At 51.2% G+C, this 15,764-nt stretch carries 9 protein-coding genes; 1 reads left to right on the forward strand and 8 read right to left on the reverse strand.

The genetic code is table 11. The features are described 5' to 3' along the window. The first annotated feature begins 65 nt into the window (after positions 1–65). Positions 66–3,695: a GAF domain-containing protein gene (locus LCH85_12920; protein ID MCA0352892.1), complete on the forward strand. Its 3,630-nt coding sequence runs from the start codon at positions 66–68 to the stop codon at positions 3,693–3,695. Positions 3,696–3,767: 72 nt separating this feature from the next. Here the strand turns inward: LCH85_12920 and secF are convergent, their stop codons facing one another. The 8 genes from secF to LCH85_12960 all read right to left on the reverse strand — a co-directional run bounded on the left by secF (position 3,768) and on the right by LCH85_12960 (position 15,735). After that, positions 3,768–4,736 carry a protein translocase subunit SecF gene (gene secF / locus LCH85_12925; GenBank protein ID MCA0352893.1) on the reverse strand — a complete coding sequence of 323 codons (969 nt, stop codon included), beginning with the start codon at positions 4,734–4,736 and terminating at the stop codon, positions 3,768–3,770. Positions 4,737–4,776: 40 nt separating this feature from the next. Beyond that, entirely contained in the window at positions 4,777–6,297 is a 1,521-nt protein-coding gene (secD, locus tag LCH85_12930) for a protein translocase subunit SecD (GenBank protein ID MCA0352894.1), read from the reverse strand. A gap of 215 nt (positions 6,298–6,512) precedes the next feature. Further along, positions 6,513–8,411, reverse strand: coding sequence for a M14 family metallopeptidase (locus tag LCH85_12935; GenBank protein ID MCA0352895.1), 1,899 nt, complete (start codon positions 8,409–8,411; stop codon positions 6,513–6,515). Positions 8,412–8,894: 483 nt separating this feature from the next. Then, positions 8,895–11,366 carry a glycoside hydrolase family 2 protein gene (locus LCH85_12940; GenBank protein ID MCA0352896.1) on the reverse strand — a complete coding sequence of 824 codons (2,472 nt, stop codon included), beginning with the start codon at positions 11,364–11,366 and terminating at the stop codon, positions 8,895–8,897. Between the two features lie 136 nt (positions 11,367–11,502). Further along, positions 11,503–12,483, reverse strand: coding sequence for a class I mannose-6-phosphate isomerase (locus tag LCH85_12945; GenBank protein ID MCA0352897.1), 981 nt, complete (start codon positions 12,481–12,483; stop codon positions 11,503–11,505). After that, positions 12,480–13,466, reverse strand: coding sequence for an acetylxylan esterase (locus tag LCH85_12950; protein MCA0352898.1), 987 nt, complete (start codon positions 13,464–13,466; stop codon positions 12,480–12,482). The genes LCH85_12945 and LCH85_12950 overlap by 4 nt, the downstream gene beginning before the upstream one ends. A gap of 5 nt (positions 13,467–13,471) precedes the next feature. Next, positions 13,472–14,722: an AGE family epimerase/isomerase gene (locus tag LCH85_12955; GenBank protein MCA0352899.1), complete on the reverse strand. Its 1,251-nt coding sequence runs from the start codon at positions 14,720–14,722 to the stop codon at positions 13,472–13,474. Then, complete coding sequence (locus LCH85_12960) at positions 14,722–15,735, reverse strand: cellulase family glycosylhydrolase (protein MCA0352900.1); 1,014 nt, start codon at positions 15,733–15,735, stop codon at positions 14,722–14,724. The genes LCH85_12955 and LCH85_12960 overlap by 1 nt, the downstream gene beginning before the upstream one ends. Positions 15,736–15,764 lie beyond the last annotated feature (29 nt).

Here is a 15,764-nt window from a genome sequence, read left to right on the forward strand (position 1 = left end):
ACGAGCTTTGTCAAAAAACCTAAGGTTTGGTAAGATAGGCCAGTCACATGTGAGGCGTGATGTGTATGCAATCCCAAAAACAGGCATTTGAAGATTCCTCAGCCCACTTTTTGCGCGAGTGGCTCCCGCGTTTGGCAACCGCCACGAGCATTAATGGGTTGCACACAAGTTTGAGCGCCGCCCTTAATCAATTTCGCCATAATCCCCACTATCATTTGGTTTGGCTTGATCTGGCCGAAACTCAGCCCGAAATTCCCTTAGAATTAATGCTCTCCAGCAACCAACAAGAGCAGCTTGAGCAAGGTGCGATTTTAACCATCACTACGGCTGATGCCACGCAATGGACGATGTTGCCACTCTTGCACATTACCTTGCGCGGTTGGTTGGCCTTGCCCGAAGCAACCACGAATGATCAATTGCTCTTGCCCTTGGCGCTGCAAACCGCCGCCAGCATGTGCACGATCAGCAATAATCAACAATTGGTGGCTGAACTGCGCGAACTGACCCAATTTAATCTGATCAGTCAACGCCTGAATAGCTCGCTAGAACTTGGGCCATTGATCGAGGCGGTGTATCGCGGTATCCAACAGATGTTTGGCCCGCAAAATCTATTTGTCTCGTTGTATGATCCTGAGTCGCAGTTGTTTCAAGTGGCAGCGCATTTTTATGCTGATGGCCGCAGCACGACTCCCAATTCGCAATGGACAGTTGCCCATGGCTTAACTGGGGTAATTATTCGGCGCAACGAGCCAATTATCACCGATCGCTATCTCGAAACCTGTGCTCAATATCATGTCACGCCATTGTTTATCGATGATGATATTCCGCCGCTGTTTTGGGCGGGCGTGCCGCTGCGCTTCGGCGAACGCGTGCTTGGCACCTTGGTGATCTATACGCTTGAGCCAGAGGTACGCTACAACGCCGACACGTTACGCAAATTGGAGATGTTGGCTCATCGCGCTGCTGATAATTTTGAGCAGGCACGGCTCTACGAACGCACCACCCGCCAAGCTCGTCAACTTGAATTATTAAATGAACTTGGCCGCACTATCACCTCAACCCTCGATTTTGAGGCCGTGCCATCGTTGATCATGGGGCGGGTTCAAGAGCTGTTGAATGTTGAAGAGGGTTCGTTATTATTGCTTGATGAAGCAACCAACGAATTAGTCTTTCGCTATAGCCTGAGTCCGGTGGGCCAGCAACTCTTGGGTAATCGCATCCCTGCCAATGTAGGGATCGCGGGCTTGGTGTTGCGCACAGGCGAATCATTGATTGCCAATCGTGCTGGCGATCATCCAGCTTTTTATACTGGCATTGATATGTTGGTGGGCCACGAAACCCGCGATCTGCTGTGTGTGCCGTTGCTTGGCGCTGGCGGGGTCAAAGGGGTGATCGAAATTCTCAATCATCGCAATGGTTTGCCATTTACTGCTGCCGACCGCGCTTTGCTCGAAGCGGTGGCCGACCAAGCCGTGATTGCGATTGAAAACTCCAATCTCTATACCCAAACCGACCAAGCTCTGACCCGCCGCATCAGCGAACTCGACCAGCGTAACAAGCAATTTCAAGAGATTGTGCAAATTGGCAATGCGCTCAAAGCCGCTTCCAATCTTGGATCGGTTTTGCCAGCCTTAGCCGAGGCCGTGCAAAGTGCCACGGGCTTCAACCAAGTGACGATTAGCCTCGTCCAAACGACCCCAGGTCATAAAGCGATTATCAAACGAGTTGCGAGCGTTGGCATTGATCGCCAAATTTTCGAGGCTCAAGCCAGCATTACGATTGAGCCTGAGCGGGTCGAAGCCTTGCTTAAACCGCAATATCGCCGTGGCGAATCGACCTATTATATCGATCATCGGCGCAATGGCGATGCGCGTTTGTGGCCTGATCCATCAAATGGAGTCGATGTGCCAGAGCTACGGACTGGCATGTGGCATCCTAACGATAGTTTATTTGCGGTGTTACGCAGCACCAATGGCGATTTGTTGGGCCTTTTGACGGTCTATGCACCCAAAAATGGTCTTCAGCCAACCACCGATCAAATTCAAATGCTGGAGATCTTCGCCACGCAATTGGCGGTTGCGCTCGAAAACAATCGGCTCTACGAACGCCAACGCCAAACGGTCGAAGGTTTGACTGCTTTGAGTGCGCTTGGCATGGCGATCAACAGCACCTTTAGCAATGCGCAATCAATTTGGCAATTTACGGTTGGCGGGATGGTCGATTGGACTGGCGCACTTGGCGCTGGGGTATTGCTCAGCGATCCCAATGATCCTACAACATTGCAACCAATTGTTGGCTTGGGGATCGAGCATACACCTGACGAGGCGATTATTCAATTTGCCCATAAAGTGCTGGAGCGTGATAAACCCTTATTGCTTGGCGATAGCAGCAAATTGCCGAGTGTCTTGCGCGATTTAGGTGGTCAAGCCTTGGTGATGTTACCGTTGCTGGCGACGCACCAAACCTTGGGCGTGATCTACTTGTGGTATCCCGAAACCTTGCCCAACCGCGAAGCCCAAGATTTGCTCTCGCTGTTTGTGGGCCAGGCCGCTGTGGCGGTCGAAACTCGGCGTTTGGCCGAAGAAGTCAGCAATGGCCGTGATCGCTTAGCCTCAATTTTGGCTTCTACTGAAGAAGGCATTATTTTGCTCAGTGCCGATTTGCGGGTGGTTGAAGTCAATGCCGCCGCTCAAACCATGATCGGCAGCAACGAAGTCGCCGAATTGCTGGGCGAGCCAGTCGATTTGCTGCTGACCCATTGGTGCGCTCAGTGGAATAAATCCGAGGAAGCGTGGAGCGAACTAACGCTGGCGATCTACAAAGTTAGTCGCGGGCGTTTGGCTGAGGCGCGGGGCCAGTTGGAATTGGGCGGTTTGCGCAGCCAATGGCTCGAATGGACAACCCTGCCAGTTCAAAGCGCGGCCAACCAAAGCCCTCACCCAATTATTATTGTGCTACGCGATATTACCACCGAGATCGAGGCCGAAAACCTGCGCCACGACCTGACGTATATGATGATTCACGATTTGCGTGGGCCATTGAGTTCGGTGATGACCTCGTTGGATATGCTGGCCAAAAAGATGGTTGGCGACCTGAGCGAAGGCCAAGATAAAATTGTTAAAATCGCTTTGCGCAGCAGCGCACGTCTGCTCGATATGGTTAATTTGCTGATGGATATTAGCAAACTTGAAGCAGGCCAGATGCCAATCACGCCAATTACGGTGGCGATTGATGATGTGGTGCGTTCGGTGATGCAAAATTATGAGCCATTGCTCAACGAGCGCAAAGTCCATGTAGCGCTGAATATTGCTGAAAACACCCCTAAAGCCTCAGTCGATATTCAAACTCTCGAGCGGGTTGTACAAAACTTGCTGGATAATGCAATTAAGTTCAGCCCAGCGTTATCAACAATCACAATTAGCGCCAACAAAGTTCAAGCCAATCAACTACCAAGCGATCATCCCAACGGTCAATGGATTTTGCTGGGCGTGCGCGATGCTGGGCCTGGCATTCCAGCCCAATATCGCGAACGGGTTTTTGAAAAGTTTGCCCAAGTCAAACAAACTGGGATCAAAGGCACTGGGTTGGGCTTGACCTACTGTCGTTTGGCGGTCGAAACCCACGGCGGACGGATTTGGGTTGCCAATGATGATGGCCCAGGCGCACTCTTCCTGCTGACTATTCCGATAGCCTAACATTACATAACAGAAAACCCCGCTCGTAACAACGAGCGGGGCATTTTTGGATCTGCGATGGGCAGGATCAATTTAGGCAGCGGTGGCTGGCTTAACTTTATCTTTGCCACGGCCAAACCAGTTGCGCCATTCGCGATTTTCCCACACCACCAACAATTGGGCAGCGTTGAAAATTGACGAATAGGTACCACTGATCAAACCAAGCAACAGAATCAAGACAAACGAGCGAATGCTTTCGCCACCAAACAGCAACAAGGCGGTCAAGGTAAAGAACGAGGTAAATTGGGTGTTGATCGAACGCGTCAAGGTTTGAACGATCGAGCGGTTGACCACCCGTTCGTAATCGTCGCTTGAGCGGCGCACGTTTTCGCGCACGCGGTCGAACACCACAATTGTATCGTGCACCGAGAAGCTAATCACGGTCAAGACAGCGGTCATAAACAGTGCATCAACTTCGAGGCCAATTAACCAGCCAAGAATTGAAGCCAACCCGATCACGACTAATACGTCGTGCAACATCGCGATAATTGCACACACGCCGTAGCGAATGGGGTTGGGAGTACCACGGAAGGCTGCCCACAAATAGCCCATGATTGCCAATGAGGCAATAAAGACAGCCACAATCGCATTGCGAATTGAGCGCCCACGCACGGTTTCACCGACGGTTTGTACCGTTTCGATCCGTGTATCAGCGCCGAACTTGCTGGTCAAGCCAGTTTCCACCGCTTTACGCTCAGCCGAATCGCTTTGCACCGACTTTGAGCGCACAAAGGCAATCACAAATTGTTGATTGTTGGTCGAACCTTGTGATAACTGGGTTCGCGCACCTTCGATGCCACTTTCAGCAAATACTGCGTTGACATCGTTTTCTAAGCCATCGCGGGTTTCGCTAATGCTTGGGATGTGAATTTCCCAGCGAGCACCACCCGAGAAGTCTACCCCAAGGTTCAAACCAAATACCAGCATGCTAATCAAGCCTGGAATAATTGTCAGGATTGAAATCGCAAACCATAAATAGCGCCGACGCACTAAATCTAACATAGCCCAATCCTTTATCGATGGTATAGCTGAAAATCAACTATTAAGCTTGCTCTGACGACAAGGCTGCCACTTCAGCAGCATCTTCTTCGGGGTTAACCCCAAACCAACGTGGATTCGAAACCCCAAGATCAATCGTCAAGCGCAACAACATGCGCGAAACGGTGATTGCCGTAAACAAGCTGACGATAATCCCCAAGGCCAAGGTCAATGCAAAGCCTTGGATGATACTTACGCCAAGCCCGTTGCCCAAGACATACAAGATAAAGCTTGTAATCAAGGTTGAAGCGTTGGAGTCGCGGATTGATGGCCAAGCGTGGTTGAAGCCATCTTCGACTGCCCGTTCCAATGAGCGGCCACGGTGCAATTCTTCTTTGATCCGCGCGAAAATCAACACGTTCGCGTCAACGGCCAAACCAATCGACAAAATAAAGCCTGCGATGCCTGGCAAGGTCAATGTGACCGGAACCAAGTTGTAAATCGCAAACGAGAGGATGGTGTAGATGATCAAGGCAATGTCGGCTAATAAGCCAGGCAAGCGATAGTACATCAACATAAACAGCATAACCGCAATCAAGCCAATCGCGCCAGCAATTTTGCTTGCGTCAATTGAGTCGTTGCCTAGGGTTGCGCTGATGCTACGGTTACTATCTTCGATCAAGGTTACTGGCAAAGCCCCATATTTGAGCTGGTTTTGCAATGCTTGCGCTTGTGAATTTTGCTCAGCAACCGTCGTGCCAGTTGAACCCATGGTAATGATCCCTTCGCCAGGCAAAGAGCCATTAATTTGGGGGCTTGAAATCACGCGGTTATCAACCACAATCGACATAGGCCGGCCAATGTTTTGGCTGGTGAAGCTGGCGATTTGGGTGGCTGAATCTGAGTTGGTTTGGAAGCGGAAGAACACTGCTGGACGGCCAGCTTGATCTGTTGTCAAAGCAACTTGGCTGGTGTCGAGATCGCTACCACGGGCAATCGTGGTATAGGGCGCTTCACAAGGCCGCTCAGTAGGCGTAGTTGGGGTTGTAGTCGTCAAATTATTGGTTGATGACAACGGATTGGTGCTACTCAAGCTGTCGGTGGTGGTTACCCCAGTTGTGCCAGTGACGCTGCTTGGCAACTGCACAGTGATTGGGTAACGTGGTGTAGCGGTGGTACAAACTTCGGTGCCATCGGGCAAATACTGACCTTGAGGATCAATAAATTCGAGGTTACCAGCGCCTTTGAGCGCTTCCGAAGCTGCCGCAGGATCTTTGACCCCAGGCAATTCGACCACAATACTATCACTGTTGACAACTTGAACAACCGATTCGCTTACGCCCAAGCCATTGACGCGGCGCTCGATCACACCAGCGGCATTTTCGAGTTTGGCGGCCAAATCGGCTTCGTTAGGGTCGGCGGGACGTAAAAAGATTTGCGAGCCGCCTTGTAGGTCGAGACCTAAGTGGGTTGAAACATCGCGACCGGTCAGGCTTTGGAACGACTTAGGAAAGAATACAATCCAAGTCGCTAAAGCAACTGCCACAATCGTCACGACGAGGGCACTAATTACTTGCTTACGCACGACGAACGCTGCCTCCGTGTTTGGTGAAGGATGGGCGTGGCGAGGAATACAGCCCACCCAGAGATACCTAAAGAAACTCCCATCGCAACAGCGCATTATAGGCGCGATACCCACTCGCGTCAAACGCCCTTCCACATTATGACGAGTTAAAGAGACCCCGCCTGTGTGGTTTAGGCACAGGCGGGGCTAGCTGGAAATTGCGCCGGGCTAGAGCGTTAGCGTTGGGTAACGCTAACATTATCCACAGCAGCTTCTACCAAGCTAGCAGTGCTGGCATCGGAAGCCTCGATCAAGATTCGCACCGATTGGCCAGCATAGCTGTTTAAGCTCACAGTAGCGGCTGTCCAAGCAGCATCAACATCGGTTGCGCTGCCCAATTTTTCAAAGACTTTGACCGTGCCTGAGCTGGTGACGAGCGATACGCGGAAGTAATCGGCGCTACTTGCATTCGAGCCATGAGCCAAGTAGTAGCTGAAACTCAAGCTCAAATTACCAGAACTTGGCAAGGTGAAGGCTGGCGAACGGACTGACGACGCTCCACCATCAAGGTCGTATGCTCCAGCTGAGCTACCAGCCAAACGGCCCGTTACAAGGTTGTTGCTGCCGCTGACCGTCGTGCCAAGCTGCTTGGCTCCGCTGCTATCGGTTGCTTCAGGGTCGCCACGTTCCCATGCGCCGGTGGTTGCCGTATCAGTCGCATTGGGATTGGTTGTCCAACCTTGGTTGGTTTCAAAATCATCGCTAAATACGGTGACGACTGGGTTTGGTGTGGCGGTTGGGCCTGGGGTTGCCGTTGGTGCAGGCGTAGCGGTTGGAGTTGGTGTTCCACCGCCGCTACAATATTGGGTTTCTTTGCCAATCACGCGATATGGACAATCAGTTTGTTCCAATAAATACAAGACTGATTCACGGTTACGAGTGGTTTCACGGCTAATTACTTCGTCAGGTGGGTAGAAACCTGGGCTAGAAGAGCGAGGATACATTTCAAAGGTATAGGCAAAGATCCGATGTACCCCATACGCCCAATCTTCGTATGTACCATCAGCTACATACAAATCGCTGGCTTGTTGTGGCGTATAACCATTGCTTGAGGCCATATTGCGGCCAAGCGCGGCCATCGCATCATAATCGTCGCGCTGCATATCACTGGGATAGGCATCGTAGGTGTAGCCATATGGCCATAACACCAGCTCACTATAGGTGTGGAAGGAAATCGAGGTTTTGATTTGTTGTTTGCCGCCAACCACCCGACTTGCGACAAAATTGCGAATAGCTTGGGTTTCGGGAGCAGTAAAGGCCGCCGTGCCCCGATAGGTATCGCTTGAGGTGGAACCACTTGAGCCACCACAGCAGCCCCATTTGTAGCTATAGTTGCGGTTAAGGTCGATGCCAACGTAGGAAGAGCCGCTGTTGGGTTGGCGATTTTTGCGCCAGCTACGATAGCTGCCACTGGCTACGTCATATTCGCTGCCATCAGGGTTCAAGCTAAAGACGATGTAGATTTCGCGGCTATTGACGATATTGGTAATTCGATTGTCAATGCCATAGTTATCGACCAGCAAATGCAACAGATACAGGGTCATTTCAACCGTCAAGTGTTCGCGGGCATGGTGTTGGCCAATGAACAAGGCTTCTGGCTCGTTCTCATCGGTTGCAACATTATCGCTAATTTTAACTGCGATCAAATCACGGTTTTCATACGAGCGGCCAATGCTAAAGCGGCTCACAATGCTCGGCTTGCTGGCAACAACTGCCGCAATGTTGCTGGTCATCTCAGCATAATTGTGGTAGGCCGAATCTGCGCCTGGAAAATCGGTCAATTCAGGGAGTTCGACCAATTTAAAGCCTAAGCGCTCAATCGCCGCAGCTTCTTCGGCATTGGCGGTAACATCCAATACCTTACCATGAACGGCATCAATCGAAGCACCAGTTGCGGCAATCGCATTGCGATCTTCGCGCGTGGTCACGCCTTCAATATGATAGGCCCGCGATTGATCAAGCGGCTCCGTTTGCTGAACTGGCTGCCGCGTTTGCCCTAAAGCACTCAGCGGAGCCATCAGCCCTACGGCTAATGCGAGTGAACCAACCAACCGAACGATGCGTGACGGCTTCATGAACCCTCCTGTAGAGATAGGGATTGCACCAACCACACGAACAACCTTGTTCGCTCGATAGTGTCCAAATGCCACTAATTCGACACAGGTGGCGTTGTCACTTGCTAGTGGTGTCGCTTGATGGTTTGGGGTGGATAGCAAATATGTTAAATGATCTTAATAAAATTGTCAAAAAAGTATTAATAGGCGAAGAGAACAAAGAGCAAAGAACATAGGAGTTGGGGATCGAAAATTAATTAACGCAGAGGCGCAAAGCGTTGAATGGCGATATATGGGCTGAGGGCTAGCGGAACATGGGGTGAAATTCAGGCGATTTGTAATTCAAAGGGGATTTTTTTAGCATAGAAGTGTAGCGCATAAATGGCTATGGGCTGTAGGCTATTGGCTATTGGATCATTCAAGACCCACATGTCAATAGCCTACTCATCCTTCGTGCGCTTCGTGTCCTTCGTGGATCAAAATCTATGTTCTATGTTCTATGCTCTATGTTCTTTCTTGATCCCAATGTAGCCACTTGATGTCAATTGGCTGTTGGCCTAAGCCATACGCTTGAATTCGTTGCGGTTGGTTGGGCAACAGATCAAGCAGATTATCGCTCCAATTGATTTCAGCCGCAGTTTGTAGCCAAACCCCTTTGGCCGGGCGTTGACTGCTGATTTCTAGCCAATCGTCGGCAAGTCGGGTGACGCTAATTTGCGGATCATAGGCTGGGAGATATTTGAATGGCTCGGGCCATGCGCTGGCTCTCGCCACAACCACTCCATCAATCAAGACTTGCATGCCAACCACGCTTTGTTCGGTCAAGTCTAGGTTGAGGCTGGAAATCGGGTTGGCTTGATTGGCAGCTAATTCACATTCAATGGTTTGCTCAAAAAGTAATCTGCCTTGCAAATCGTAGCCAGTTAATTGAATCGTTGCCAGTTTTGATTCAATTGTGCCATTGACCACCCAAGCCTCGATTGTTGCGCCATTGCGCTGTAATCCAGCGCTGATTGGTGCTAGCTCGCGGCCAATGCTATAGATGGCGGGTTTCTTGCGCAAGGCCGAATCGATAATGGCCCAACTAATCACTGGCCAACAATCGTTAAGTTGCCAAACTAAAGCTCCTGCCACTGCATAGCGGCCTGCGCCGCCCCAACGTCGTCGCCAGCCGCGATAGGCTGCCGCCAAAGCCTCGGCCTGCATCAATTGCGTGGCATACACATACGATTCGAGGGTGTTTTCAAAGCGCAAGGTATCGTTGAGATACACCGCCAAACGGCGTGCGCCACCCTCCGATTTGTTGTGGTGCTCGACCGTGCGGCTTTGGGGATAGCGCTCATGCTCAGGAATGACGCTCAGCAAGGTTGGCAACGCTGCACATGATTCCATTCCAAACTCGCTGACAAAACGCCCTTCGTATTTAGGATAATCTTGGTAGGGAGCCATCGTGCTATGCCAAACATCCCAGGTATGGCGGTCGCCACGGGTTTTATCATAGACATCGGCTCCGCCATACGGGCTGCCAGGCCAATAAATTGTGGTCGGATCGTAATTGGCACAGACTTTGGGCAACAAGCGTTCGTAAATTTCGCGGGCTGGAAAGCTGGTTTTGGTGAAATCGCCCTGAAAACTATGATCATAAGCTTTGAAAGTTTGGGCAATTTGGTAATCTTCGTTGTTGCCACACCACAGCACAATCGAGGGATGATGGCGCAAGCGCTGAACTTGGGCAATTGCCTCGGCCTCAACGCTGGCCAAAAATGCTGGATGAGCGGGATACATGCCGCAGGCAAACATAAAATCTTGCCAAACCAATAAACCTAGCTGATCGCAAAGATCGTAAAAATGATCAACTTCGTAGATTCCGCCGCCCCAAATCCGAATCATCAACATATGGCTATCAACCGCTGCCTGCAACAAGCGGCGATAGTGCTCGTTGCTTACACGATTGGTCAGCAGATCGGCGGGAATCCAATTGGCTCCGCCGCTAAACATTGGCACATTGTTAATTTCAAACAAAAATGTTTCGCCTGTTTCATCGAGCAATGGCTCTTGCACCAAGCGCACACGCCGCACGCCAAGCTGTAATTCTTTTTGATCGAGCACCGTTTGCCCAGTAAAGACCTTGACTGCCAAGCGATAGCGATGTTGTTGACCATAGCCATGTGGCCACCATAAGTTTGGCTGATCAAGCGTGATTGAATGTTGGACATTGCCAGCAACAACCAATTGTTGTTCTTCAGCGATTAACTCGCCTGCTGGATTCCATAATTGAATCAGCACCGCAGTATCGGCTTGCGCATCCGCAACGGTTGCAGTTACAGCAAAAACCGCCGTGCTACAATCATCAGCTACGCTGATTGGACAAGCCAGATCGCTCAAACGAGTTGCGCCCAATTCAAGGGTGATGGGCAGCCACGGACCAGCCGTCAACAGGGCTGGACCCCAATCCCAGCCATAATGATATTGGGCTTTGCGCAGATACAAACGGCTGGGATCGCCGTTCCACACCCCGAGTTGGCCCATTTTGGCTTGCAAGGCATGGCCATGCTTTAACGCCGAGCGAAATTCGATCAGCAATTGATTTGCGCCAACGTGGATTTGGTTACTGACCACTACTCGTTGCGGCACAAACATATTGTCGCTGTTTAATACTTCTTGACCATTAAGCCAAACCGTGGCGATCGTATCCAAGCCTGCGAAGTGCAAGGCGGCTGGTTGGTTGGCTTGCTCAGCGGTTAATTCAAAATCACAACGATAGAGCCAATCGACCTCAGCTACCCATTGCACCGCCAGCTCATTCAAGCCATCGAAGGGATCGGGAATGCGCTCGGCGGCGATCAAGGCTTCGTAAATTGTTCCAGGCACAGGCGCTGCCATCCAGCCTTCGCTACTCGTACTATCAGCGAACACAGTGCGTTGTGGATCACGTTGTTTGGCCTGCCATGCCTGCTGCAATGCGAGCTTTTGCATGAATTATTGATGCTTTCTCTGCCACCAATTTGGTTGTGGCAAGCTATAGAGTAGGGGGCAGGGGTTAGGGATCGGGGATCAGATCTAAAGCTAATCCTTATAGCTGATCCCTGAATCCTGACCTCTGATCCCTCGGCTACACATACGCCCGAAGCAATTCGGCGCTTGGTTCAGGGTAGAGTTGGTATTGGCCTAATTGAGCAGGCACAATCACCGACATGCCATGGCTAAGATCAAGGCTGCCTGTGTCCCAAACCAAACTACAAGCGCCATTGATCACCGTCCAACAATCGAAACTGGTTACCGAGGTGCTCAGTGCTTGGATGCGGTTGAGTTGCCAGTGCTCCAAGCTGAAAAATGGACAACGTACCAGCAAACGTACCTCAGCATTCAGTTTGGTTGGTGTTACTAAGGCTGGCGCGGTTGCCGCAAAATCCAACACTTCGAAAGCTTGCTCAAGATGCAGTTGGCGCGGCAAGCCTGTGGCAGCATCACGCCGATCGTAATCGTAAACCCGATAGGTCAGATCTGATTTTTGCTGAATTTCGAACAGCACCACCCCAGGATTGATCGCATGAATCGTTTTGGCTGGCACAAATACCAAATCGCCTGCTTGTACTGCGACTTGACGTAATAAATCGGGCAATGTATTGGTGGCTAAGGCCGCTTCGCAGGCTTGGCGATTGGTTGCCTCGCGAAAGCCATGCACAACCTCGGCTCCGTTTTCAGCTTCGAGAATGTACCAAGCCTCGGTTTTGCCGTGAAATCCGGTGGCGGCCTCGCGGCTGTGGGCGTACTCATCGTCGGGATGCACCTGCACCGAGAGCGGTTGGGCAGCGGCGATGAATTTCAACAACAACGGAAAATCGTTGCCATAGCGTTCGCTGGTGGTTGTGCCAACCAAGGCCGCCCCAAATTGGCTGGTAACTTGGGCTAAACTTTGGCCAGCCAACGCGCCATTGACGATCAGATTTTGATCGTAGACCTGCCAAACTTCGCCCAGCTTGCTTTGCTCGGCTTCGGGCAAGTGCAGCCAGCGAGCCAATTGGGGACCACCCCAAATTGGCTCGACATAGCGTGCTTGGGTCAGCAACGGATAGAGCTCGATCACGCTCATGCAGTGCGTTCCTCGTTGCCCCACAGTTTGGCAAGGAATTTGAGTTTTTCCAAGGTTTGGAAGTTCTCGCCGCCTTCATGGCGATTGAATTGCCAAACCGTGATCTCTTTTGGCCCTGCATAATGGTTGTAAGCAGCAAAAACGGTCGATGGCGGACAAACATCATCCATCAAGCCAACCGAGAAAAGGGTTGGGCAGGTAGCACGAGCAGCGAATTGCATGCCATCGAAATAATCTAAGGTGTTGAATACTTGCTCGATTTTGGTGCGATGGCGGGCGCAATATTGGGCCACTTCGGCATATGGGTAGGTATCAACCATGGTGGTGGCACGGCGATAGTGACATAAAAATGGCACATCGGGCAGCACTGCCGCAACATCTGGTTGCAAGCCAGCCGCTGCCAGCGAGATGCCGCCACCTTGACTGCCACCTGCCAAAGCCACTTTGCCAGCATCCACCAAGGGATGTGAACGAGCGGCCTCGATTGCCCGCACCGCATCGGTGAACAAGCGGCGGTAGTAGTAGGTTTGTGGGTTGAGTACGCCGCGGGTCATAAAGCCAGGAATTTGGGGATTGCCACCCTCAATTTCGGTGTCAGGTGTATCGCCAGTGCGCCAATTCGAGCCTTGGCCGCGATTATCCATGGCGAAGACGGCATAGCCTGCGGTTGGCCACAGCAGCCAATCGATCGCCAAACCACGCCCGCCGCCATAGCCAATATATTCAACCACACAGGGAATTGGCTTGGTGGTATTGCGTGGCAGCAAGAACCAACCCTTAATTGGCTGCCCACCATAGCCGTTGAAGGTCACATCGTAGGCTTCGATCAAGGGCAAGCCCATATCGTAAGGCTCAAAGCTGGCGTTTAATGGATATTGGCGGGCAGCGGCTAAAGTGCTTTGCCAAAATTGGTCAAAATCGGCTGGCTCGTTGCGATCAGGCCGATATTCGCGCAGTTGTTCTAAGGGCATATCAAAATGCATGGCAGTTACCCTCGCATCTGAACACTCACATTGTGTTCAGCTAAACGTTCGATCATTTCAAAACAAACGCGGGCATGGTGATACGGGCATTCCCATGGGCCAACTTTTGGAATCGCTCCCAACGGCTGGTTTTGAGCGTCAAGAATTTTGAACCAATCACCATGATCGTGGTCGATAAAATAGCGTTGAATAAAACTCCAACTATCATAGGCGGCTTGAGCAAACTCAGGTTTGCCAGTAGCCTGATAGGCGTTGTAGAAGCCAACAACGGCTTCAGCTTGGGGCCACCAATGGCGTTCTAAATTAATTGAGCCATCGGGAGCGCGTTCGTGAATAATGCTGCCATCGGCGTGGCGACCATTGCGATAGACCGCATCGGCCATGCCAAGGGCTAAAGTTTCGGTCTTGGCAATCAACCGAGCATCGCCCAGCACATGGGCGGCTTCCATCAACAACCAACTGCCTTCAATATCGTGGCCATAGGAAATGCCATGTTCGTGGTGGTTCCATTGGTCATCGAAAAAGAGATGAAAACGACCTTGAACCGGATCGATGATATGTTCGCAGCAGGCCTCGATCAGGCTAGCCAATTGCTGGCGCACATCAGCCACATCCCAAACCCGCACCAAGTTGGCATAGGCTTCCATCATATGCAACATAGTGTTCATGGTTTTGCGAGCTTCTGGCTCAAGCTTGCTCAGCCGGCTATCGCCCAAGGGTTGCCAAACCCGATCACAGCCCTCAATATAGCCACCATAAACCGCATCAAAGGCATGATTTTCGATCAAGTGAAACAGGGTTTGCGCCAATTCTAAGGCGCTCTGATCACCTGTAGCTCGGACATATTCAGCCAACCCGTAGATGGCGAACGATTGAGCATAGGTTTGTTTATGGTCGGCCAAAGGCTGGCCGTTGGCATCGATCGACCAATACAATCCGCCGTATGTTTGATCCCAAAAAGCCTGTTTGAGGTAGGCATAGGCATACTCAGCCACCGCCAAATCGCGGGGATCGCCAAGCATGCGATAGGCACAGGCAAACGTCCAGAGAATCCGGCCACATAATACGGCTGAGCGAGGAAACTCATTATGGATTGTCAGATCGTTGGTTAAGCCGCCATAAAAGCCACCGTGCTCATGATCAAGCGTGTGGTTTGCCCAAAAAGGCAAAATATTGCCCAACACTTCATCGCGAAACTGGGCTTGCCAAATTTCGCGCAAGCCATGATCAAAGCCGCCATCTACGAGATTCGCCATTATTTTATTCCTTCTGGCGCTTCGGGTATACGGGCAGCGAGGAGCAAATCGAGTAAATCACGGTCAACGGAATAGCCATCAACAACTTCGTAGCGAGCATGTGGTCGGCCATGATTAATAATTCCAAATGCTCCTTCAAACTCCCAGAGACCGAAGCCCCAACCAAATTCTTGATAAACGCTGAGCAGATCGCGGAACCAACGCAAAGCAACATCATTGGGGGTACGGTTGTAGCAGCCAAATTCACCAATATGGATGGCGACGTTCCGCGCTTGTACGTCGCGCCATGGTTGGTAAAATTCAACTAAGCCGGCCCGATCCCAATAATGGTTGTGCCAGGTTACAGGGTAGGTTGGTGCCGCTAAACCTTCGTGACCATCCCACCAACTTGCTTGATAGTGGCTCACCGCCATTGGCTGATAGCCGCGACCGCTGTGGGTTACGCCCAAATCAGCGAGTTCGGGCATTGCCAAGTGCCCACCACCAAGCCCATCGATCACAATCGCCCGTTGTGGGTCGATTGCGCGAATTGCTGCGACCGTCCGTTGCATGATCGCCGCATGGTTGAGTCGCGTCAAGCCATACTGATCGACATTGGGCGGTTCGTTGAGCAAATCGAAGCTTAATTGGCTAGCCGAAATACCCTTGTAGCGTTGGGCGAAATACTCCCACAGCCACACGAAGCCTGCCTGAGCTTCGGCATCCAGCCATAAATTATGCCGTTCGAGATCGTTCCCATTGATACAATAGCCAGGCGCTCGATGCAAATTTAGGCTGACATGCAGGCCATATTCACGACATGCTGCGATATAACGGTCAATATACCCGATGATCGTCTCATCGGGATTGGTATAGTGCCAATCGCGAGTCCAAAACCAATAATTGGTTGGAATCCGAATGAAATTAAAGCCCTGTTTGGCGATCCAGGTTAAGGCTTTATGGTCTGGCTCGGCTGGCAACTTGCCTGGAACATAATGATACATCCATTGTAAATTGAAGCCATAATGTGGCATGAAACCATCCTTCGGGCTATTTTTTGCCA

This window comes from Chloroflexota bacterium (genome assembly GCA_020161265.1).
Classification (GTDB): Bacteria; Chloroflexota; Chloroflexia; order Chloroflexales; family Herpetosiphonaceae; genus Herpetosiphon.

Bases quoted from the DNA above. Each gene is read 5' to 3' on its own strand.
- LCH85_12935 (MCA0352895.1), bottom strand. From the start codon at position 8,411: ATGAAGCCGTCACGCATCGTTCGGTTGGTTGGTTCACTCGCATTAGCC.
- LCH85_12950 (MCA0352898.1), bottom strand. From the start codon at position 13,466: ATGCATTTTGATATGCCCTTAGAACAACTGCGCGAATATCGGCCTGAT.
- LCH85_12955 (MCA0352899.1), bottom strand. From the start codon at position 14,722: ATGGCGAATCTCGTAGATGGCGGCTTTGATCATGGCTTGCGCGAAATT.
- LCH85_12945 (MCA0352897.1), bottom strand. From the start codon at position 12,483: ATGAGCGTGATCGAGCTCTATCCGTTGCTGACCCAAGCACGCTATGTC.
- LCH85_12960 (MCA0352900.1), bottom strand. From the start codon at position 15,735: ATGCCACATTATGGCTTCAATTTACAATGGATGTATCATTATGTTCCA.
- LCH85_12920 (MCA0352892.1), top strand. From the start codon at position 66: ATGCAATCCCAAAAACAGGCATTTGAAGATTCCTCAGCCCACTTTTTG.
- secF (MCA0352893.1), bottom strand. From the start codon at position 4,736: ATGTTAGATTTAGTGCGTCGGCGCTATTTATGGTTTGCGATTTCAATC.
- LCH85_12940 (MCA0352896.1), bottom strand. From the start codon at position 11,366: ATGCAAAAGCTCGCATTGCAGCAGGCATGGCAGGCCAAACAACGTGAT.